This window comes from Flavobacterium sp. 40-81, assembly GCF_001898245.1.
In the GTDB taxonomy this organism is placed as follows: domain Bacteria; phylum Bacteroidota; class Bacteroidia; order Flavobacteriales; family Flavobacteriaceae; genus Flavobacterium; species Flavobacterium inviolabile.
Map to the genome: position 1 here is coordinate 289,864 of NZ_MKTM01000031.1, position 21,748 is coordinate 311,611.

Genomic DNA, 21,748 nt, shown 5'->3' on the forward strand with positions numbered 1-21,748 from the left:
GAACCTTTAAATTTGTATTGTTTTTATTAAGTCTAAATAATACAAATATGAAGTCTATATCTTTTCTACTCCTAAGTATCTTTTTCAGCCTTACCACATTAGCCCAAAACGGATCCTTAAAAGGAACAGTCACCGACGAAAACAACAATCTGGTTACCCATGCCAGTGTTATTTTAATCGAAAATAATCTGACCACAACTACCGATGCTTCCGGTAATTATGTTTTTTCCGATTTACCGTATGGAAAATACAACCTTAAAGTGAGCAGCATGACCTACAAAGCAGAACTGCTTGTGGTAACAATCGACAAACCGAATACCATTGTCAACTTTAAACTAAAAGTAAACGAACAGTTGCTGGATGAAGTGGAAGTATTCGGAAAAAGAAACAAACAGCCGGAAAAACTACAGGCTTTAACGCGATTACCGTTAAAACCAAGTGAGCAGATACAGAGTATTTCAATTATTTCCTCAAAATTAATCGAGCAGCAGGGAAATCTAACCATTTCGGACGCAACTAAAAACGTTCCGGGTGTTTACACCTTTGCTACTTATGGAAACAAAAGAGAAAGTATGTCTTCCCGTGGATTCCGCGGTATTCCGATTTTGAAAAACGGAGTACGTGTTAATTCCGATTTCAGAGGTGTCGGGATCTTAACGGATGCCATTGGTATTGACAATATTCAGGTATTAAAAGGAACAGCAGCTATCACTCAGGGTGTTGCAACCGATTTGGGAAGCCCGGGCGGTGTGATCAATATTGTTACCAAAACCCCGAAATTTCAATCCGGCGGTGAAGTAGCCCTTCGTGGCGGAAGCTGGGGATTATTCCGTCCGACGTTTGACGTGTATGGTCCGATTGACGATAACGAAAAAATTGCGTTCCGTGTAAACGGTGCCTACGAAAGAAGCGACAGCTACAGAAGCATGATCTCTAATGAGCGTTTGTACTTCAATCCTTCCCTGCAATGGAAAGCCAATGATAAAACAACGGTTACGGTAGAGATGGATTACCTGGACGACAGCAGAACACCCGATTTGGGAACAGTAAATCTTGCCGGTAATGACATCAATGCCATTTATGACCTGCCGCACGATAAATTCCTGGGATTCAAATCCGACCGTGTTGCCACTAAAAATGCTACCTACACTATTCGTGTGGACCGAAAATTAAACGATAAATTCTCGCTTCGTGCTGCTTATTTCAAATCGGATCTGGATATAGACGATACCGGAGCCAGCCTGTCGCAACTGTCATCCAGCTTTAACGAGCGCAAACGTTCGATAAGCAATAACACCCGAAAAGACATAAACGATGTGTTACAGTTAGACCTTGTTGGTCAGGACATCCAAACCGGTTTTCTAAAACACACGTTTCAGGCGGGTATGGATTATTCCAGCAACAATACTGAAACAACAAACTCCAAATCGGTTGTTATCGATACGATAAATGTTTTCGGAAACATCCCGAATATATACCCTACTCCAAACAGCCCGTTGGCTTTCGGAAGTTCGGAAAACACTAAATCAAGAGCGTTAGGTTTATTGGTTCAGGACATGATTACCTGGAACAAATGGTTAAAAACTTTTGTAGGATTGCGTTACAGCAGCGTTGAAATTACCAAATCGAATACTGTGGGAACACAGCGAAACGATGCCTGGAATCCATTGGCAGGTGTTATCTTCACGCCGATGAGCAACATTAACCTGTTTGCGTCCTACACGAATAGTTCCAATCCGAGAAGTGCCGCTTTATTAAGCCAAAGCGGAGAAGAATTAGGAAATGAAAGATGGGATCAGTTCGAAACCGGGTTTAAAACAACCTGGATTAACGACCGTTTGCGTTTTAACCTGACTTTATTTAAAATCAACAATAAAGACATGAACCTTCCGGTTTATGACGAGAACTGGGTAGCTACAGGCTACTATCAAAAAGGCGGAAATGACGAACGTAAAGGTATTGAGGTAGAACTTTCCGGTAGAATTTTAGAAAATCTGGAAGTCATTACCGGTTACTCGTATATTGATGCCAAATACAAAGAACACACGGCTTATGTTTATAATTCTTCGCCGTTAAACACGCCGAAACACACTTTTAATGCCTGGGCAAATTATACTTTCACAGGTGCTTTAAAAGGATTCTCTTTAGGTGCCGGAGCTTATTATACCGGAAAAAGACCTATGAACGACTGGTCTGCCGGAGCTGTAACCCACGAAGGAATTGTTCCGAACCAGAAACCGTTTGACATTGATTCGTATATGAATGTAAACATCCAGGCAGCCTACAAATTCGACCAGCATTGGGGTGTTCGTTTGTTCATCAACAATGTCTTTAATGAAATTGGTTATAATGCTTACCGAACCTCATTCATTAACCAAACCGATCCAAGAAACTTTTCAGGTATGCTTACCTATCGTTTTTAAAATGCAATACGTCAAGAAGAAGGTTTTCATTTATGAAGACCTTCTTTATTTTATTCCAGTACCTTTCTTCCTTGCACACACTGTGCCGGTTGCGAAAAACCAGACCGTTTACAGCGAAGAAAAGAAAACCGTTATTATACAATAACAAATCTTTATGATTCCAACGATTTAAAAAATAGTAAAACTTTGTAACTTTGTGGTCTAACTATCAAATAAATTGTTATGTATCCAGAAGAAATGGTAAAACCAATGCGTGCCGAATTATCCGACGTTGGTTTTCAGGAATTATATAGTGCAGAAGCTGTTGATAATGCTTTATCAAAAGAAGGAACAACTTTAGTGGTTGTAAATTCGGTTTGCGGTTGTGCGGCAAGAAATGCACGTCCGGGAGCAAAAATGAGCCTTGACAACGGTAAAAAACCAGATCAGTTAATCACGGTTTTTGCAGGTGTTGATAAAGATGCTGTTGATGCTGCACGTCAGCACATGTTCCCATTCCCGCCATCATCGCCAAGTATGGCTTTGTTTAAAAACGGAGAATTGGTTCACATGTTAGAGCGCCATCATATTGAAGGTCGTCCTGCGGAATTAATCGCAGAAAACCTGAAAGACGCTTATAACGAATACTGTTAATTTTGTTAGACAAAATAATAGAAACCACGTTAAAGCGTGGTTTTTTTATTTATTGAATTATCTTTGCCCGAAATAACTCCAGTAATGCAAAAAATTATTTCATATCCATTATCCGTTATTTACTATCTGTTTTTTGGATTGTGCTTAGTGATTTTCCACCCTATACAGTGGATCTGTCTTAATCTTTTTGGTTATCAGGCACATAAAAAGAGTGTGGATTATTTGAATTTTTTATTGGTCAAGTGTACAAATCTGCTGGGAACCACCTATACGTTTGAGCATAAAGAGCGTATTCCGGCCAATGTTCCGGTTATTTTTGTTGCCAACCACCAAAGTATGTATGATATCGTAGGAATTATATGGTATCTTCGCCGTTCGCATCCCAAATTTGTGAGTAAAAAAGAATTAGGAAAAGGAATTCCCAGTGTTTCATACAATTTAAGACACGGCGGTTCCGTTTTAATAGATAGAAAAGACCCGAAACAAGCCCTGCCGACTATTAAAAGCCTGGCAGATTATATACAAAAACACCAGCGCGCTGCGGTTATTTTTCCGGAAGGAACCAGAAGCAAAACCGGTGTGCCGAAACGGTTCTCGGAAAACGGATTAAAAATTCTATGCAAATATGCCCCATCGGCATATATTGTTCCGATATCGATAAACAACTCCTGGAAAATGGTCCGGTTCGGAGCCTTTCCAATGGGATTAGGAAATAAATTAAAATTCACCATTCACGAACCCATAGCCGTGAAAGACCATTCCTTCCAAGAGATAATGGAAAAGACAGAAAATGCAGTGGTTCAGGGAATAAAAAATTAAGATTATGTCAATAAAAAATGTGCGTCTGGAAGTGATGCAATTTCTGGAAAAAAACATCGATCATTTCGTCGAGCAATATCTGATTCCGATTGAAAAGATATGGCAGCCTTCGGATATGCTGCCCAATTCGGAAGAAGAGAATTTCTTCGAAGAAGTAAAAGAGTTGAGAGAAATCGCAAAAGAATTACCGTATGATTTCTGGGTAGTTTTAGTAGGCGATACAATTACCGAAGAAGCGTTACCCACTTATGAATCGTGGTTAATGGATGTGGAAGGCGTTTCACAGCATCCGGACAACGGATGGTCAAAATGGTTGCGCCACTGGACAGGAGAAGAGAACCGCCACGGTGACTTATTAAACAAATACCTGTATTTATCCGGCCGTGTTAACATGCGCGAAGTAGAAATTACCACGCAGCATTTAATAACAGACGGTTTTGATCCGGGAACCGACAGAGATCCTTATAAGAACTTTGTTTTTACCAGTTTTCAGGAATTGGCGACCTATGTTTCCCACAATCGCGTAGCGCAGATTGCTAAAAAATTCGGAGATCATAAATTATCGAAAATCTGTAAAATGATTGCCGGAGACGAAATGCGTCACCACCATGCCTACAGTGAATTCGTAAACCGTATTTTCAAGGTTGATCCAAGCGAAATGATGCTGGCATTCCAATACATGATGAAACAAAAAATCACCATGCCGGCGCATTTGATCCGTGAATCGGGCGAGCGTATCGGAACTGCTTTCGAGCAATTCTCCGAATCGGCACAACGTATCGGTGTTTATACCGCTATGGATTATGTTGATATCCTGCAGAAACTGATTGACAAATGGGAACTGGAAAAAATTACCGGCTTGACCGATGAGGCTGAAAAAGCCCGTGATTATCTGACAAAATTACCGGGAAGAATGACCCGAATAGCAGAGCGAATGGTGGTATCACCGGAATCTCATGTATTCAAATGGGTTCAGCCGGCTTTAATAAAATAATGTAATCTAAAATCCTTTCCTCACCGAAAGGATTTTTAACTTTTATTCCTTTATGAGTTTAATTGACAATACTATTCTTTTTGTAAAAAAACAACTGGAAGATGCCGAAGGCGGACACGACTGGTTTCATATCGAGCGGGTATATAAAAATGCCTTACTGATCGCACAGGGCGAAACCTGCGACCTTACCGTTGTTAAACTGGGTGCTTTACTGCATGATGTAGCCGACAGCAAGTTCCACAATGGCGATGAAACGGTAGGCCCTAAAGTAGCCAGAGCTTTCCTGGAAGGCGAAAATGCCCCGGAAGACATCATACAGCATGTGATCGGGATCATTGAGAATATTTCTTTTAAAGGCGGTAATTTCGAAAAGAAATTCCATTCCAGAGAACTGGATATCGTTCAGGATGCCGACAGACTGGATGCTATTGGTGCTATTGGTATTGCCCGTGCTTTTAACTACGGCGGCTTTAAAAACAGAGCCCTTCACAATCCGAATATTCCGGTGAACCTCAACATGTCTAAAGAAGAATACAAAAAGACCGAAGCGCCTACAATTAATCATTTTTATGAAAAACTGTTGCTTTTAAAAGACCGTATGAATACCGAAACCGGAAAGAAAATTGCCGCAGAACGTCATCATTATATGGAAAATTTCCTTTCCCAGTTTTATGCGGAATGGGATGGTGAAAAATAAGCTAAACCGTTTGGACCAATTGTAACGTAACGTCATAAATGTTCCTTTTTTCAATCTTAGCCTTTAGCCAGGCGTAGAAGCTCATAACAAAAAGGTCTTCTTCCTGGTAGGTCTTCCATTGAAACGATTCCTCCACCAGCTTTTTAAATGCTGCTGAAACAAAATATTCGGGCGCGTTCAGGTATTTTTCTACTAACGACAGAAAAATCAGGACGCGCTCTTCTTTTACATCCGTCAGGTATTTTTTATACCGTCTTTTAAAACTGCTCAACCGGGAGAACACATAATCAATATTTTTCAGTTCGATATGAAGCAGGATCTCGATCAGGTTCTTTTTAATGGCCCATTCCACACCCTGTTTTTTCTCATACCAGGCATCCGTATGCCCGAATCCTTTTAACAGCTGCTGTACTTTTTTTAAATCGTGCTGCTGAAAATAAAACACCGTCAGGCTTAACTCCAGATCAAGTATTTCCGAAACTTCCGCATGCCGGGTTTCCTTTAACACCTGTTCTGCCAGCGGTATGGCCACAGCCGCTTTTCCGGAATAGTTCTCATTAAGACACCGCAGCAGCATTAACCGAAGGTAAAATCGCTGGTAGTATGCCTTGTCCTGCTTACCCATTTCTGTTTCCATTCTGTCGAGATAGGCTTTGGATGCTTCAAACTTTTTATTCCTGAAAAGCACATTTGCCATAAAATACAGGATGTGAATGTGGTAAAAAAGATGCTTGTCTGCCAGTTCCTTTTTGGTTAAAATAAAACGATAACTCTTGTCGACAAAACGTTCAATCTGATGGTAATTGTTATGCAATGCCGCATATTCATTAGCAATGAACAAAATCTGGTAGAGCGATTTAAACGTCAGTATTTCTTTGAGTGAAATATTGTACTGCTCAATGGTTTTTAAAATCGTTTGCTGAAAATCGAAGCCCGCTGCTCCTTCCCTGATTTTAGCCAACTCATGACGCAGCAAGGCATATCCCAGATTGAGCTGTTCTTCCTGCAAAAACTTTTGCTGGTTGATCCGGTATTTTTCCGTCAGTTCCGGAAAGGTTATTTTTTCATTCAGATGGGCATATTCAATATGTGTATGATAGATCTCGTTCAACAGGTTAAAACGCTCCAGCTGCAACGCTTTTTCTTCTGCTATCCGCAAGGTCTTAAAAGCCGCCTTATATTGTTTGTGTTCAAAAAACACCCGGCAAACAATAATAAGCCTTACAATAACCCTTTCTTCTGAAGTATCGCTTTCAAAACGCTTGTTGCCAATAAATTCAATCAGGTTCTGATACAGCCGTTTGCGCAGTGCATACAACGCCTGTTTGTTTTCTTTTGCAACTATTTCCTTTTTTATATCGTCAGTTTTTAACAAACTGAAAAGCTGTATATTTTTAGTATCATGCCGTTTGTTTTTCTTTTTCAGATAGCCAATAAATTCTTCCTTTTCAGTATTCGAAAGAATATTTATAATTCCGGAAACCGCATTCATCGCTTTACTTTTTTTAGACACTAAAGATATTAAATAGAATTTATATCGTCAGTTTTTTATAAATATTGATTTTTTACATTTTCTTTTTTGCCTGAATTTTGCCTTATCAAAAACAAAATAATTATGGAAAATTTCAAAACATCAGCAACAGTAGAAACCGCAACAAAACAACACAACAAGGAAACGAAACCTTCGCTGCAAAAACCCAGTAATGCGTTCGTTGGCGCTTCGTGGATCGTTTTATTGACCGGTATTGTTTCATTCTGCATCGGACTTTTTAACGCTACAATGCAATTGAACGAAAAAGGATATTATTTTACGATACTGCTTTTCGGTTTGTTCTCGGTTATCTCCGTTCAGAAAAGTGTCCGCGATAAAATGGAAGGCATCCCGGTTACCGAAATTTATTATGGCATCAGCTGGTTTTCGATGATCGCTTCCATCACACTCTTAATCATCGGCTTGTGGAATGCCGATTTACTATTAAGCGAAAAAGGCTTTTTTGGAATGGCATTTGTACTGAGTTTGTTCGCAGCAATTACGGTTCAGAAAAATACCCGTGATTTAAAATTAGCCGAAAGCGAAAACTAATGGTATTCATTCCGGCCTGTAAAGCAATAACATTCCGATTAAAAACGTATTTTAGTAGTAAATCCAAGCTGTTATGAGTTCCAAAATCCTGAAAGAGCTTCCGAAATTAGTGCGGGAACAGGTTATCACTCCCGAAACCGCCCAAGCCATTGAACACTATTATCAATCCAGACCGGATACTAAAACCAATAGCCTTTTGACCATTTTTGGCGTTCTGGGCGCTATTCTGGTTGGCTTAGGCATCATCCTTATTTTTGCGCACAACTGGGATAATTTTCCCAAAGGCGTCAAAGTATTCCTAGCCTTTTTGCCATTGCTGATCAGCCAGTTTTTTACCGGCTATGCGATCCTGCAAAAGAAAAGTGCTGTCTGGAAAGAAATAACCGGAACCTTTCTTTTCTTTTCGGTTGGCACCGCCATCGCACTGATTAGCCAGATCTATCATATTCCCGGGGATTTGGGCAACTATCTCTTCACCTGGACATTGCTTTGCCTGCCGCTGATTTATCTTTTAAAATCCAATGCTTTAGCCTTGCTGCATCTGGTTTTCACCACCTACTACGGCGCGGTGGCCGGCTATAGTGACGGATCTTATCCGTGGTTTTATCTGGTTTTTATCCTTTTGTTCCTTCCGCATTATTATCAGCTGTGTAAAGAGCATGCCGGAGGAAATATCACCGCTGTATTTCATTGGCTCCTGCCATTCAGTTTTACCATAACACTGGGAACTTTTTTCAGCAGTTCTTCCCAGCTGGGCTTCTTAATGTACATGACTTTATTCGGTTTGTTTTACAATACCGGCAAACTGTCCTTTCTCAAAGCGCACAGCCTTATTAAAAACGGCTACCTGCTGATCGGAACCATCGGAACGACTATACTGGCTATCGTTTTGAGTTCGAAATGGTTTTGGACAAATTATTATTTTGAAAAAGATTTTAACTATAAGGATTTCGGACTGTTAGTAATGCTGCAATGTGCCGCTGCCGGCGTACTCTGGCTAACCGTAAAACAACAAAAATCTTATAAAGAGGTTAACGGATTCCAGCTTATTTTCCTGGTTTTTAGCGGCATTTTCCTTTTAGGACTGGCCCACTCAATTGCAGGAATTGTGCTGACCAATCTTTTAGTGCTGCTAATGGGCGCCTATATGGTAAAAATCGGGGCAACCCGTTTCAATTTCACCATCCTGAATTACGGTTTATTAATTATTACCACGCTGATTATCTGCCGTTTCTTCGACACCAATATGTCTTTTATTATCAGAGGCCTGCTGTTTATACTCGTAGGTGCCGGTTTTTTCTCGGCAAATTATCTCTTATTACAGAAAACCAAAAAATAGGCTCTTATGAAAACCAAACATTTATTACTGCTTTTTGGTCTGGTGGCTTTGGTACAAATCATTGTCCCGGCGTCTATGATTTTTAAGAATCAGGAAATCCTTAAAAACGGAACGGTCTACAAATTCAAAACGGCTCCCGTTGACCCTAACAATCCTTTTGTCGGCAAGTACATTTCCCTGAATTACAATCTGAATTCATTTCCTTCGACGGACAGTATCTGGGAAGGTTCCGATAAAATATACCTGTATCTGACCCGGGATCAAAAGGGATTTGCGGCCATTAAAAGCGTTTCCAAAGTAAAACGGAACGATACCAAAGACGACTTTGTGGTTGCCAAAGTGAACTATGCCTTTGGAGGAAAGGTTTATTTTAATTTACCGTTCAATACCTATTATATGGAAGAAGGCAAGGCCTATGATGCGGAAGTCGCTTACCGGGAACAGCAAAACGACACGATTACCTATCCCACTTATGCACTGGTACATATAAAAGACGGCCAGGCGGTTTTATCGGATGTGATCATTAAAGATATTCCGATAAAAGATTATGTCTCTAAAAAATAAAAAAAGTCCTTATCGATTTGGATAAGGACTTTTGCTTTCTGGTATTTACTTTTTATTTTCCCGGAAATACGGCTTTTCTTTTTTCAAGAAATGCTGTTGTTCCTTCTTTAAAATCTTCTGTTCCGAAACATTCTCCGAAAGAACGGATCTCCGTATGATACCCGTTTACGCCTTCTTCATAATTGGCATTAACAGACTGGATCGCTTTTCCGATAGCAACACTCGAATTTTTGGTGATCTTACCGGCAATTCCTTTTACAAAATCCAGTAATTCTTCCTGCGCTACCACATGGTTTACCAATCCGTAGTTTAATGCTGTTTGTGCATCAATCATTCCGGCAGTCATGATCATTTCCATTGCACGTCCTTTTCCGATTAATTGCGGCAAACGCTGTGTTCCGCCATAACCCGGAATTACTCCTAAGGAAACTTCCGGCAATCCCATTTTGGCATTCTCTGAAGCTACTCTGAAATGTGCGGCCATAGCCAGTTCCAATCCGCCGCCTAAAGCAAATCCGTTAACGGCTGCAATAACCGGAGTCTCTAAATTCTGAACAAAATCGAAAAGCATTTCCTGTCCCTGCGCTGCCAGTCTTCCTCCTTCTTTAATTGAAAAGTTTGCAAACTCTGAAATATCCGCTCCGGCTACAAATGCTTTTTCCCCGCTTCCTGTAATGATAATCACTTTTACCGATTTGTCGTCGTTTTCTGTTCTGAAAGCTTTGTGCAGCTCTTCAATTGTAGCTTTGTTAAGGGCATTCAGTTTGGTAGGACGGTTAATGGTAATAACCGCTATCCCATTTTCTTTTTCAATTAAAATGTTTTCGTAGTTCATGATGTTGTAATGTTTATGTGTTGATTATAGGCAACGTCACCAAAAATGTTGTTCCATTTCCTTTCTCGCTCTGAAACGTAATGGTGCCGTGATAATTTTCTACAATATTTTTAATGATTCCCAATCCCAATCCCATGCCGCTGGTTTTGGTGGTAAATTTCGGTTCGAAAATACGATTTTTATTTTCCATACTGATCCCCACCCCATTGTCTTTAACAATAATTTTAGCATTGTTGTTTTCCCTGTAAACTTTTACTTCAATTTTAGGTTCCGGCTCATTTTCCGGTATTGCCTGAATGGCATTCTTAACCAGGTTGGTGATGATCCGGATCAGTTGTGTCCGGTCTATTTTTGTGATGATCTCCGCTTCATCCGCTTCAAAATAGATATAGTATTCATTAAAGATTTCCAAAGCCAGCTGTACGATCGCAACCAGGTTTATCGTTTCGTTTTGCTGTGCCGGCATTGATGCAAAATTGGAAAAAGCAGAGGCTACCGAACTCATCGTATCAATCTGCTGAATCAGGGTCTTGGAATAGTCTTCTACTTTTTGTTTTACATTCGGGTCGTTCGGATCAAATTTTCGCTGAAAGCTCTGTACGGTCAAACGCATCGGCGTTAGCGGATTTTTGATTTCATGCGCCACCTGTTTTGCCATTTCCCGCCAGGCCTGTTCTCTTTCGCTTTGCGCCAACTTCTCGGCACTTTCTTCCAGTTTGTCCACCATTCCGTTATAGGCGATAATCAGGGAATTGATCTCTTTGCTGCTGGAGGCTTCCAGCGGAATCTTCTCGTTCTTTTTATTAAAGCGGGTATCGTAGATTCGTTCACTGATGGCCTGTAGTGATTTGGTAATATAACTGGACAGGAAATAAGCCAGCATGATAGACGTGAGCAACATAAAAAAGTAAACCTGCCCGAAACGGATCAGGAAGTTTTTTACTTCATTTTCATAAAAGCTGGTTTCTTCGGCATACGGAAGGTTCAAGATCCCGAGCGGCTTGAATTTGGTATCTTTTAAATAGCTATAGGACGAGCGGTAGCGCTGTCCGTCTATCTGGCGCAAGTCGACAAATCGTTTGCTTGCAGACGACTGTATAATTTTTAAGATAATCGGCGAAATGGGTCTTGCCAGGCTGTCAATTGAAAAATTCCCTTTGGAAGAAATCAGCAGGTTTCCTTTCAAATCATGGATATTGATTTCCAGCGCATGGATATTGGCCAATTCCTGGATCTTGTCTTTAAAGATTAGCGGTAAATTTTCCGTGGTTAGCGGATAGGTCGTGGTGGAAAGAATATAATTGATGTGCTGCGTAATGGCATCTTCTTTTCGTTCCAGACGGTCCTGATGGTAAATACGGGCTTCTTTACGGAACTGGTAAATGGAAACCGTAGCGATCAAAACAGACGCAATCAGCGTAAGGAAAATCATGGAGAAAAAAATCCTGACCTGTAACGATAATTGGGTTATTTTAAAATCTTTAAACATCTATGACTGGTTTCTTTCCCGGATTCGTTTGTAAAGCCTGTAACCTAACATTAGCAGAATCGAAAATAAGAAAATTCCGATTACGCCGTAAATCCAATTCAGGGCATCTTTTAAAATTACTAAAAAAACCACTGCAAAAAGAATAATCGTGGCTCCTTCGTTCCATATTCTGAAAAAAGCGGAGGTGTGCCGGATTTCATTTTGCTGTAATTGCTTAAAAATCTGATGGCATTTTAAATGATACAGGTAAAGCAGGAAAACAAATCCCAGTTTTACATGCATCCAGGGCATTTTGAGCCATGCATTGCCCAGGGTGGTGAAAAACAGCATCCAGAAGGCAAAGATACTGGCTAAAATTGCCGACGGCCAGGTAATGATATACCACAACCGGTAGGACATCAGCTGGTATTGCTTGATCAGGATTTCTTTTTCCGGCGAAGGTTTGTCTTTTGCTTCCGCATGATAAACAAACAGTCGGACGATATAAAAAAGCCCTGCAAACCATGTTATAACAAAGATGAGATGCAGGGATTTTATATAATTATAATATTCTTCCATTTAGAAGGTATTAGTTTTTAGACCAGTCTTTAATCCAGTTACTCATCGTTTCAATCCAGTTATCATCGTCATTCAGGCACGGGATGGCTAAGAAGTTTTCCCCGCCGTGTTCTTTAAACTGGTGGTTGGCTTCCATGGCGATTTCTTCCAATGTTTCCAGACAGTCGGAAACGAATGCCGGCGTAACTACTGCCAGGTTTTTTATGCCTTTTTCCGGCATTTTGTTGATTTCAACATCGGTATATGGCTCCAGCCATTTGTCCCCTGCAAGACGGGACTGAAATGTCTGGCTGTATTTTTCTTTCGGCAGGTTTAAAAGTTCCACTACCTGACGCGTGGTTTCATAACACTGGTGACGGTAACAGAATTCATGTGCCGGTGATGGCGTATTGCAGCAGGATCCGTCTATTTTACAGTGTGATTTGGTTACATCTGTTTTACGGACATGGCGCTCCGGAATACCGTGATAGGAGAATAACAAATGATCGTATTCAAATCCTTCCAGATGTTTCTTTATCGAATCGGCCAAGTTCTGGATATAGTCTTTTTTATTGTAAAATGCCGGAACTATGGTAAACGTCATTTGCGGGAAATGTTTCTGACGCAGTTCTTCCGCCAGGACCAGAATTGTAGTGGTCGAAGCCATGGCATGCTGCGGATAAAGCGGGAACAGCATGACTTCCGTAACCCCTTTGTCTGCCAGCTCCTGTAATCCTTTCAGGATCGACGGATTGCCGTATCGCATTGCCAAAGCAACCGGAACAGCTACTTTATCCTGTACTTTTTTATGGGCTCTTTTGGAAATTACCACTAAAGGAGATCCTTCTTCCCACCATATTTTTTTATAGGCTTCGGCAGAACGCTCCGGGCGTTTTCTTAAAATAATCCCTCTCACCAGTAAGGCTCTTAATAAAAAGGGGACATCAATAACATATTTATCCATTAAGAACTCATCCAAATATGGCTTTACATCTTTTGGTTCAGGACTTTCGGGCGAACCTAAGTTTACTAACAATACTCCTTTCATAAATTTTTTTTGCAAATTTATTTACTTGCTTTTTGTTTCCAGGTTGATATTAATTTCTTTTTTGAATACTTCAATAGCTAAAATAGATACTCTTTAAGAGTTTATATTAATAGACATCAGATATTTTTTTGGTGTGGTACCGAATTTCTTTTTAAAAGCAGCAATAAAATGGCTTGCTGTGCTGTAGCCGATTTTTAAGCCTACTTCATTTACATTATAGGAACCGCTGTCCAGCAGTTTCCGGGCATATTCCATTTTATAGTCGAACAGAAAACTGTATACCGAATCGCCATAAATCTGCTTGAATCCCATTTTTAGCTTTTTCAGGTTTAATCCCACCTGATCGGCCAGTTCCTGCAATCCGGGTGGTTCTGCCATATTAGCAAGTACGATATCTTTTGCTTTCCGGATTTTTAAGACATTTTCTTCGTCTATTAAAAACGGGCATTGTTCGGCATCCGGGTCTTCACTGCGGTTAAAAAACAAGCTTAACAGTTCATATCCTTTTCCTTTATAATACAGGTTTTTAATGGAAGCGTTTAAGTTGTAATTGAAAACCTGATTCAATACGATAGCCATCGAAGGGCTGATATTTTCTTCCTTATAATATTTTTTATCCCTGTTTTCATCACTCAGAAACGGGATATATTCGGCTTCGGAAGAAAACAAGGCATGAAATTTTTTAATGGAAATCAGCACCGAAACCACCCAGGAATGGGGTTCAATCGTTAAATGTAACGGCAGTTCTTTTTGGGGATTGTACAACAGTAAGGATTTTTCTTCTACCAGATCCAGCGCATAGTTTCCCTGATTAAACAAAAACTTTGCTTTTCCTTTCAATCCAAAATGAAACTGAATAAGCCCCATACCTACATGACGTTCGAATTTAACGACGTCATTCGTATCATTCTGAAAACGAATTAAAAAAAAATCTTCTTCAATTTTTATTTCTTCTTGAGAACCCATAGCGGTATTTTTTCGTAAGTATCTTCAAAGCCTTTTATTTTGTTTATTTAGAATAATTCCAAATAAATAAATTGTAAGGTGTTGATTTCAGTGCAAATTTAAAAGAATTTATGTTGACAAACATATTTTAGTTTAAAATATCTTGGAGCGATACAAAAAGTCCTTTGAGCGTTATTTTTATAGTATAGATAGTAATACTTTTGTTTAACTTTAGATTAAAGTGTAAAGAATGGGAAATAATACGATATCGAAGCATCCAACATTTTATGCAGTTGGATTGAGTTACAAGAAAGCGGATGCCGAGATAAGAGGAAAGTTTAGCCTTGACACTCAGGCAAAAAACGACTTATTGATACAAGCAAAAAACGAAGGTCTGGAAACCTTAATCGTTACTTCTACCTGTAACAGAACTGAAATTTACGGTTTTGCCCAGCATCCTTTCCAGTTAATAAAGTTACTTTGTGAAAACAGTCAGGGTACTATTGAAGATTTTCAAAAAGTAGCTTATGTTTACAAAAACAGCGAGGCGATCAACCACATGTTTCGCGTAGGAACCGGATTGGACAGCCAGATTTTAGGTGACTTCGAAATTATCAGTCAGATTAAAAATTCTTTTATTGATTCCAAAGCACAGAACCTGGTTAATAATTTTTTAGAGCGTTTGGTAAATGCCGTTATTCAGGCCAGCAAGCGTATTAAAAACGAAACCGAGATCAGTTCCGGTGCTACTTCCGTTTCTTTTGCAGCGGTACAATATATTATGAACAATGTTCCCGAGATCAGCAACAAGAATATCTTATTGTTCGGAACCGGGAAAATAGGCCGCAACACTTGTGAGAATTTAGTAAAGCACACTAAAAACGATCACATTACGCTGATTAACCGGACCAAAGATAAAGCAGAGAGAATTGCCGGCAAGTTTAACCTGATTGTAAAGGATTATGCCGATTTGCAGCTTGAAATTCAAAAAGCCGATGTTTTGGTCGTTGCCACAGGTGCTCAGAATCCAACCATTGACAAAGCAATCCTGAATCTTAAAAAGCCTTTGCTGATTTTAGATTTGTCCATTCCTAAAAATGTAAATGAAAATGTAAAAGAGCTGGAAGGCATCAGTCTGGTTCACATGGATCATCTTTCGCAAATGACGGATGAAACACTGGAAAACAGAAAAAAACACATCCCGGCTGCCGAAGCGATTATTGAAGAGATCAAAGAAGAATACATCAGCTGGACAAAAGCCCGGAAATTTGCACCAACTATTCATGCGTTAAAAGAAAAACTCAACACGATTAAAGAAAGTGAACTGAATTTTCAACGTAAAAAAATAAACAATTTTGATGAAGAGCAGGCTGAGATCATCAGTACCCGCATCATTCAAAAAATAACTACTCATTTTGCCAATCACCTGAAAGACAACAATACCATGGTTGATGAAAGTATCGAGTGGATTGAGAAAATTTTTCAGATAGAAACTGCAAAAGATGAATAAAACAATACGCATTGGAACGCGTGACAGCGAACTCGCTTTATGGCAGGCTCACACCGTTGAAAAAAGACTAAACGATTTAGGATATGCAACCGCAATCATCGCAGTAAAATCGACCGGCGATATTATTCTTGACAAACCTTTATATGAATTGGGCATTACCGGTATTTTCACCAAAACACTGGACATTGCCATGATTAAAGGGGAAGTGGACATTGCCGTTCACTCCATGAAAGACGTGCCGACAGCTTTGCCTCAGGGCATTGTACAGGCGGCTGTTTTAGAAAGAGCAAACACTTTAGATATATTGGTACACAAAGGAAATCAGGATTTCCTTAACGGTACCGGAACCATTGCAACCGGAAGCCTTCGCCGAAAAGCGCAATGGCTACACAAATACCCGTCACACGAAGTTGTCGATTTACGCGGCAACGTGAACACCCGGATGCAAAAACTCCAGGACAACAATTGGAACGGAGCTGTTTTTGCCGCTGCCGGACTGGAGCGCATCAATTTAAAACCCGAAACCTATATCGATTTAGACTGGATGGTTCCTGCACCTGCACAAGGCGCCATGGTGGTTGTGGCGATGGAAAACGATGCTTTCTGCAAAGAAGCCGTAGCCAAATTAAATCATAGCGAAACAGAAATCTGTACCCATATTGAACGCCAGTTTCTACGGGAACTGGAAGGCGGCTGTACCGCACCTATCGGCGCATTGGCAACGATAGCCAACGATATCATTTCTTTTGAAGGGGTTTTATTTTCCCTTGACGGAAAAGAGAAACGGGACATTAAAACGACTGTTCCTGTAAAAGAATACCACGATCTTGGGAAAAACAGTGCTCAGGAAATACTTAACAATGGCGGTAACGAATTAATGGCTGCCATTAAAAAAACATTACAGCAATAATGCCGGATACGACACGTATACTTTCCACCAAAAAACTACTTCCCAATCAGAAGCAATTTTTACTGAATGCCGGTTTCACGGTTGTGGAATCCGATTTCATCAAAACAGAAACCATTGCTTTTGATCTGAACCAGCTTCAGGAATACCTGATTTTCACCAGTCAGAATGCAGTTCACAGTGTGTTACAACATCCTGAGGTAGCTGAGCTAAAACAGAAAGATGTTTTTTGCGTTGGTTTGAAAACCAAAGCATTATTGGAAGAAAACGGTTTTAAAGTAATTGCCTATACCGGATATGCTTCCGATCTGGCGGAGATCATTACCCTAGTTTATCCCAAAGGCAGTTATTCCTTTTTTAGCGGTAACCTGCGTAAAGACACTTTACCGGATGCCTTAAAAGAAGCCAATATTCCGCTAAAAGAAGTTAATGTTTACAACACGATACTGACTCCTAATAAAATAAACAGTAAAGCAGACGGAATCCTTTTTTTCAGTCCGTCCGGTGTGGAAAGCTATTTAAAGGACCATACCATTACTGCCGAAACCTGCTTTTGCATTGGTACCACTACTGCAGAAGCACTTGATACTATTACCAAAAACATTGTCATTGCCAATCAGCCCACAATTGAAAACACCATAATTCAATGTATTAATCATTATAAGCAATAACGCCATGGACTATCTGTTAGAAAATCTGGAAACGGAACGCTTGCTTTTTCGGAAACTGAATCCTTCCGATTTTGATACCTGGCTGGCTTTTTACAAAGATCCGGAAAGCAGCGAGCTTTGGAATGCCGCTTTATCACCGGAAGAAGCCTGCAAACAGTGGTTTGAAGAACAGTTTTCCCGTTATGACAATAAATCGGGCGGTATGCATGTTTTAACCGATAAGAAAACCAAGGCATTTGTAGGACAATGTGGTTTATTGGTTCTCGATTATAATAATAGTACAGAAATTGCGCTGGCTTTTTCCTTATTGCCCAAATTTCAGCATAAAGGATATGCCGAAGAAGCCGCACTAAAATGTAAGGAATATGCTTTCAAAACCCTTAAAGCCGGTTCCCTGATTGCGTTAATAAGTCCTTCCGACATGCTTTCCGAACAAGTGGCTACCGCTATTGGCATGGAATGGGAAGACACCAATATTTACAACGACAAAATTGTCAATATATTCAGATTAAAAAAATAAAACGGAATTTTGCTTTTCGCACCGCAAAAGCAAGTCCGCAAAATAACGTAGCAATATGATAAAGAACGATTTATTTTTAAGAGCCTTAAAAGGAGAAACTGTAGAAAGACCACCGGTATGGATGATGCGTCAGGCCGGGAGATATTTACCGGAATTCAGAGCTTTACGGGACAAATATGATTTTTTCACCCGTTGTAAAACTCCGGAATTAGCTGCTGAAATAACCGTTCAACCCATTCGTATTGTAAAACCGGATGCTGCCATTTTATTTTCCGATATTCTGGTTATTCCGCAGGCTATGGGAATTGATGTGGAACTAAAAGACAATTTAGGTCCTATCCTTCCGAATCCTATTCGCACCGCTGCCGATGTGGAAAAAGTATTCATCCCGAATATCCAGGAAAGCTTAGGTTATGTAATGGACGCCATTACGTTAACCAAAGAAATGCTGAATGACGAAGTACCGCTTATTGGTTTTGCCGGTTCGCCATGGACTATTTTCTGCTATGCTGTGGAAGGAAAAGGCTCTAAGAGCTTTGATACTGCTAAAGGATTCTGTTTTTCACAGCCGGAAGCCGCTCACGCCCTATTACAGAAAATTACCGATACTACTATTGCTTATTTAATTGAAAAGGTAAAAACCGGTGTAAATGCCGTTCAGGTTTTTGACAGCTGGGGCGGAATGTTATCTCCGGCAGATTATCAGGAATTTTCATGGCGCTATATCAACCAGATTGTAGAAGCCCTGGCACCGCATACAGAAGTGATTGTTTTTGGAAAAGGTTGTTGGTTTGCCCTGAATGAAATGTCAAAAAGTAAGGCTTCCGCCCTGGGAGTAGACTGGACCTGTTCTCCGAAAAATGCCCGTTATTTAACGGGTGGCAACATTACGTTACAAGGAAACTTTGATCCTTCCCGTTTGTTATCGCCTATTCCAACGATCAAAAAGATGGTACACGAAATGATCGATGCGTTTGGAAAAGACAAATATATTGTAAATTTAGGGCATGGAATTTTACCGAATATTCCTGTCGATCATGCCAAAGCATTTATCGAAGCCGTAAAAGAATATAACCAAAAATAAAAACCCTCCATGGGCATTAAAACCAGACTCTGTTTCGTATTCCTGTTTGTAAGCTCCTTTGTTTACAGTCAAACAAGCATCAAAGGAAATGTAGTGACCGCCTTTGCGGCCATTCCTAATTTTGGTATCGAAACAAAAATAGGTCCGAAAATGACCTTTCAGTTTGATGTTACGGCATCGTTCTGGAAATCGGTTAAGGGTGGCCCTATGGAATTTGTACTGGTTTTTCCGGAAGTCCGTTATTATACCAAAGCGATCAATGACGGTTTTTTTGTGGGTGCCCACATTGGCGGCAGTATGTATAAAATCCAGAAATGGGAGTACTGGCATACCGATTATTACCAGGAAGGTCTTGGTGTAATGTTCGGGGCGACTGTTGGTTACCAGTACAAATTAAGCGACCGCTTTAACCTGGAGTTATTTCTGGGCGGCGGTTCTCATTTAGGTTTTTACAAAGGCTATACCATGACAACACATGAGCGCCTTGACGGTGCCGAAAAATACAATAAAAGCGGAGAATTAATTCCTTATAGAGGCGGTTTGATGCTCGTCTATAAGCTCTAATTCCTATACACAAAATGAAAGAGAAATTTTACACCTACATACAAAATCTTCAGGATACCATAACCGCAGCTCTTGAAAAAGCCGACGGGAAAGCCGTTTTTCACCAGGATATCTGGGAACGCCCGGAAGGCGGTGGCGGAAGAACACGCGTAATCGAGAATGGAAATGTATTTGAAAAAGGTGGTGTTAATATTTCTGCCGTTCATGGTCCGTTGCCACAAGCGATGCAGGCTTACTTTAATGTAGGTGATGTTGATTTTTTTGCCTGCGGATTAAGTCTGGTTATCCATCCTAAGAATCCTATGGTTCCGACAGTGCATGCGAACTGGCGCTATTTTGAAATGTATGATAAAGACGGAAACGTTATCAACCAATGGTTTGGTGGCGGACAGGACTTGACGCCTTATTATTTGTTTGAAGAAGATGCTATCCATTTTCACCAGACCTGCAAAACGGCCTGCGACAAACACAATCCTGAGTTCTACCCAAAATACAAACAACAGTGTGACACCTATTTCTGGAACGCACACCGAAATGAAGCCAGAGGTATCGGCGGTCTTTTCTTTGACCATTGCAAAGCAACCGAATCCATGTCTATGGAAAACTGGTACGATTTTGTAACCGAAGTGGGTAATAGTTTTGTATCGGCTTATGTGCCTATAGTGGAAAAGCGAAAAGACCTGGAATATACTGCCGAAAACAGAACCTGGCAGGAAATACGCCGTGGCCGTTATGTAGAATTTAATCTGGTTCACGACAAAGGCACCTTATTCGGATTGAAAACCAACGGCAGAATCGAAAGTATTTTAATGAGTTTGCCGCCGCATGTGCAATGGGTTTACGACCATCATCCGGAAGAAGGAAGTGAAGAAGCCAGGTTACTGACTGTTTTGGAAAAACCTGTTGACTGGCTAAATTAGTTTTTCGTAACTTGCAGCGCTTTAGTAATTAATGCCATTTTTCACTATAAAAAACTCAGTCCCCGACCGATGAGTCCGAAAAAGTTTTTTTTCATCGGAATTTTAATACTGCTATCAACTTTTGCTTTTTCCCAAAACGATTCTATCTATCAGGAAGTTAAGCAAAAATATGATACGACTTATCGCGTTGATTACTCTAATAAAATGATTTGCAGGCTGAATATCGACTCCGATATCAGCAATATCTATATTCGTAAAGTAAAAGAAAAATCGGAGAATAAATTTATTCCAAACGAGATTTTCAAACTCCGTTTTTCATTTGATTATAAGTTTTTAGGGGTTACGGTGTCTTTTTCACCCAGTTTTTTCCCCGGTAATAATGACAATTCCATTAAAGGCAATACGCTAATTCTGGATCTGGGCTTTAAGTTTTTCTATTCCGACCGGTTGCGGCAGGAAATCATTTATAAGAATGTACAGGGTTACTACCTCGTTTCCCCTGATAATGATGAGCTGATCGAGGCTTACCCCCGAATGAAGGTCAACACCTATGGCGGCAAGACGTTCTTTATTGTCAACCGTAACTTTTCGTACCGCGCTTATGAATCCCAAACGGAACGGCAGATGAAAAGCGTGGGAACTTTTATTCCGAGTTTATACTATGCCTACAATACGTTAGAAACCAATGCCGAAAATACGACCAAGCTGTTTATTGATAAAATCTACTCTTATGATCTTATCATTCAGGCCGGTTATATGTACAATGTGGTTTTGGATAAAAAATGGTTTGCAACAGCAGGATTTCATCCCGGTTTGGGATATAACTATTCCAACAATTTTTATTTAAACAACCAAAACAATCAGGAACTGGAACAAAAGTCGCGGGGACTTAATTTTAATATCGATGCCAATCTTGCCCTTGGCTTTAACAATAGTAATTTCTTTTCCGGCATTAAAGCCAATTACAGAAATTTCAATTATATAAATGACTTAAATACCGAGTTCATTAATACCCGTATTGGCTTTGATTTTTTTATCGGTTACCGCTTTAAAGAATCCAAACCCATCAAAAAAGTCTTCGAAAAAATCGAAGAACAATTGAACAAACTTCCCATTTAATTTTTCAAAAGACCGCTTTTCTGCGCTAAAATCTTTCTTTTTTAGCC

General features: G+C 40.1%; 22 protein-coding genes. 16 read left to right on the forward strand and 6 right to left on the reverse strand.

The window, feature by feature from the left end:
* The first annotated feature begins 47 nt into the window (after nt 1-47).
* The 5 genes from BGO42_RS12690 (at nt 48) to BGO42_RS12710 (ending at nt 5,566) form a co-directional block, all read left to right on the forward strand.
* The gene (locus BGO42_RS12690) at nt 48-2,423 is read left to right on the forward strand and encodes a TonB-dependent receptor (protein ID WP_273244247.1); all 2,376 of its coding nucleotides are present in this window, start codon (nt 48-50) and stop codon (nt 2,421-2,423) included.
* A 222-nt stretch (nt 2,424-2,645) separates the two neighbouring features.
* On the forward strand, nt 2,646-3,056 hold the full coding sequence (locus BGO42_RS12695; protein WP_177730647.1) for a BrxA/BrxB family bacilliredoxin: 411 nt from the start codon (nt 2,646-2,648) through the stop codon (nt 3,054-3,056).
* Nucleotides 3,057-3,140: 84 nt separating this feature from the next.
* Nucleotides 3,141-3,875 (forward strand): lysophospholipid acyltransferase family protein, encoded by a 735-nt coding sequence (locus tag BGO42_RS12700; RefSeq protein WP_177730649.1) that lies wholly within the window; start codon nt 3,141-3,143, stop codon nt 3,873-3,875.
* A gap of 4 nt (nt 3,876-3,879) precedes the next feature.
* A complete protein-coding gene (locus tag BGO42_RS12705; RefSeq protein WP_177730651.1) occupies nt 3,880-4,869 on the forward strand; it encodes an acyl-ACP desaturase in 990 nt (329 codons plus the stop codon).
* 52 nt (nt 4,870-4,921) lie between these two features.
* Entirely contained in the window at nt 4,922-5,566 is a 645-nt protein-coding gene (locus BGO42_RS12710) for an HD domain-containing protein (RefSeq protein WP_273244243.1), read from the forward strand.
* Nucleotide 5,567: 1 nt separating this feature from the next.
* On the opposite strand, the gene BGO42_RS12715 is transcribed toward BGO42_RS12710, so the two are convergent.
* Entirely contained in the window at nt 5,568-7,079 is a 1,512-nt protein-coding gene (locus tag BGO42_RS12715) for a hypothetical protein (protein WP_273244241.1), read from the reverse strand.
* 102 nt (nt 7,080-7,181) lie between these two features.
* Between BGO42_RS12715 and yiaA the strand changes: the two genes are divergently transcribed.
* The 3 genes from yiaA (at nt 7,182) to BGO42_RS12730 (ending at nt 9,552) form a co-directional block, all read left to right on the forward strand.
* Nucleotides 7,182-7,649 carry an inner membrane protein YiaA gene (gene yiaA / locus BGO42_RS12720; RefSeq protein WP_177730656.1) on the forward strand — a complete coding sequence of 156 codons (468 nt, stop codon included), beginning with the start codon at nt 7,182-7,184 and terminating at the stop codon, nt 7,647-7,649.
* 73 nt (nt 7,650-7,722) lie between these two features.
* Nucleotides 7,723-8,988 (forward strand): DUF2157 domain-containing protein, encoded by a 1,266-nt coding sequence (locus tag BGO42_RS12725; RefSeq protein WP_273244239.1) that lies wholly within the window; start codon nt 7,723-7,725, stop codon nt 8,986-8,988.
* Nucleotides 8,989-8,994: 6 nt separating this feature from the next.
* A complete protein-coding gene (locus BGO42_RS12730) occupies nt 8,995-9,552 on the forward strand; it encodes a GDYXXLXY domain-containing protein (protein WP_177730660.1) in 558 nt (185 codons plus the stop codon).
* 52 nt (nt 9,553-9,604) lie between these two features.
* Here BGO42_RS12730 and BGO42_RS12735 read toward each other — a convergent pair whose 3' ends face one another.
* The 5 genes from BGO42_RS12735 to BGO42_RS12755 form a co-directional block, all read right to left on the reverse strand.
* Nucleotides 9,605-10,387, reverse strand: coding sequence for an enoyl-CoA hydratase/isomerase family protein (locus BGO42_RS12735; RefSeq protein WP_273244237.1), 783 nt, complete (start codon nt 10,385-10,387; stop codon nt 9,605-9,607).
* 13 nt (nt 10,388-10,400) lie between these two features.
* Entirely contained in the window at nt 10,401-11,876 is a 1,476-nt protein-coding gene (locus BGO42_RS12740; RefSeq protein ID WP_394353033.1) for an ATP-binding protein, read from the reverse strand.
* Nucleotides 11,877-12,434, reverse strand: coding sequence for a CopD family protein (locus BGO42_RS12745; protein WP_273244235.1), 558 nt, complete (start codon nt 12,432-12,434; stop codon nt 11,877-11,879).
* Between the two features lie 10 nt (nt 12,435-12,444).
* Nucleotides 12,445-13,461, reverse strand: a complete 1,017-nt coding sequence (gene hemH / locus BGO42_RS12750) for a ferrochelatase (RefSeq protein ID WP_177730667.1) — start codon at nt 13,459-13,461, stop codon at nt 12,445-12,447.
* 93 nt (nt 13,462-13,554) lie between these two features.
* Nucleotides 13,555-14,427 (reverse strand): AraC family transcriptional regulator, encoded by an 873-nt coding sequence (locus BGO42_RS12755; protein ID WP_177730669.1) that lies wholly within the window; start codon nt 14,425-14,427, stop codon nt 13,555-13,557.
* Between the two features lie 229 nt (nt 14,428-14,656).
* Here BGO42_RS12755 and hemA point away from each other — a divergent pair, with 229 nt between their 5' ends.
* From hemA to BGO42_RS12795, 8 genes are all read left to right on the forward strand, one after another.
* Nucleotides 14,657-15,916 (forward strand): glutamyl-tRNA reductase, encoded by a 1,260-nt coding sequence (gene hemA / locus BGO42_RS12760; protein ID WP_177730670.1) that lies wholly within the window; start codon nt 14,657-14,659, stop codon nt 15,914-15,916.
* Nucleotides 15,909-16,826, forward strand: coding sequence for a hydroxymethylbilane synthase (gene hemC / locus BGO42_RS12765; RefSeq protein WP_273244231.1), 918 nt, complete (start codon nt 15,909-15,911; stop codon nt 16,824-16,826). The genes hemA and hemC overlap by 8 nt, the downstream gene beginning before the upstream one ends.
* The gene (locus BGO42_RS12770; protein ID WP_273244229.1) at nt 16,826-17,494 is read left to right on the forward strand and encodes a uroporphyrinogen-III synthase; all 669 of its coding nucleotides are present in this window, start codon (nt 16,826-16,828) and stop codon (nt 17,492-17,494) included. Before hemC ends, BGO42_RS12770 begins: the two co-directional genes overlap by 1 nt.
* A 4-nt stretch (nt 17,495-17,498) precedes the next feature.
* Nucleotides 17,499-18,014, forward strand: a complete 516-nt coding sequence (locus BGO42_RS12775) for a GNAT family N-acetyltransferase (RefSeq protein WP_177730676.1) — start codon at nt 17,499-17,501, stop codon at nt 18,012-18,014.
* 55 nt (nt 18,015-18,069) lie between these two features.
* Complete coding sequence (gene hemE / locus BGO42_RS12780; protein ID WP_273244227.1) at nt 18,070-19,098, forward strand: uroporphyrinogen decarboxylase; 1,029 nt, start codon at nt 18,070-18,072, stop codon at nt 19,096-19,098.
* 9 nt (nt 19,099-19,107) lie between these two features.
* A complete protein-coding gene (locus tag BGO42_RS12785; RefSeq protein ID WP_273244225.1) occupies nt 19,108-19,662 on the forward strand; it encodes a DUF3575 domain-containing protein in 555 nt (184 codons plus the stop codon).
* 14 nt (nt 19,663-19,676) lie between these two features.
* Nucleotides 19,677-20,582, forward strand: a complete 906-nt coding sequence (gene hemF, locus BGO42_RS12790) for an oxygen-dependent coproporphyrinogen oxidase (protein ID WP_273244223.1) — start codon at nt 19,677-19,679, stop codon at nt 20,580-20,582.
* A gap of 69 nt (nt 20,583-20,651) precedes the next feature.
* The gene (locus BGO42_RS12795; protein WP_273244221.1) at nt 20,652-21,701 is read left to right on the forward strand and encodes a DUF4421 family protein; all 1,050 of its coding nucleotides are present in this window, start codon (nt 20,652-20,654) and stop codon (nt 21,699-21,701) included.
* Nucleotides 21,702-21,748: the final 47 nt, after the last annotated feature.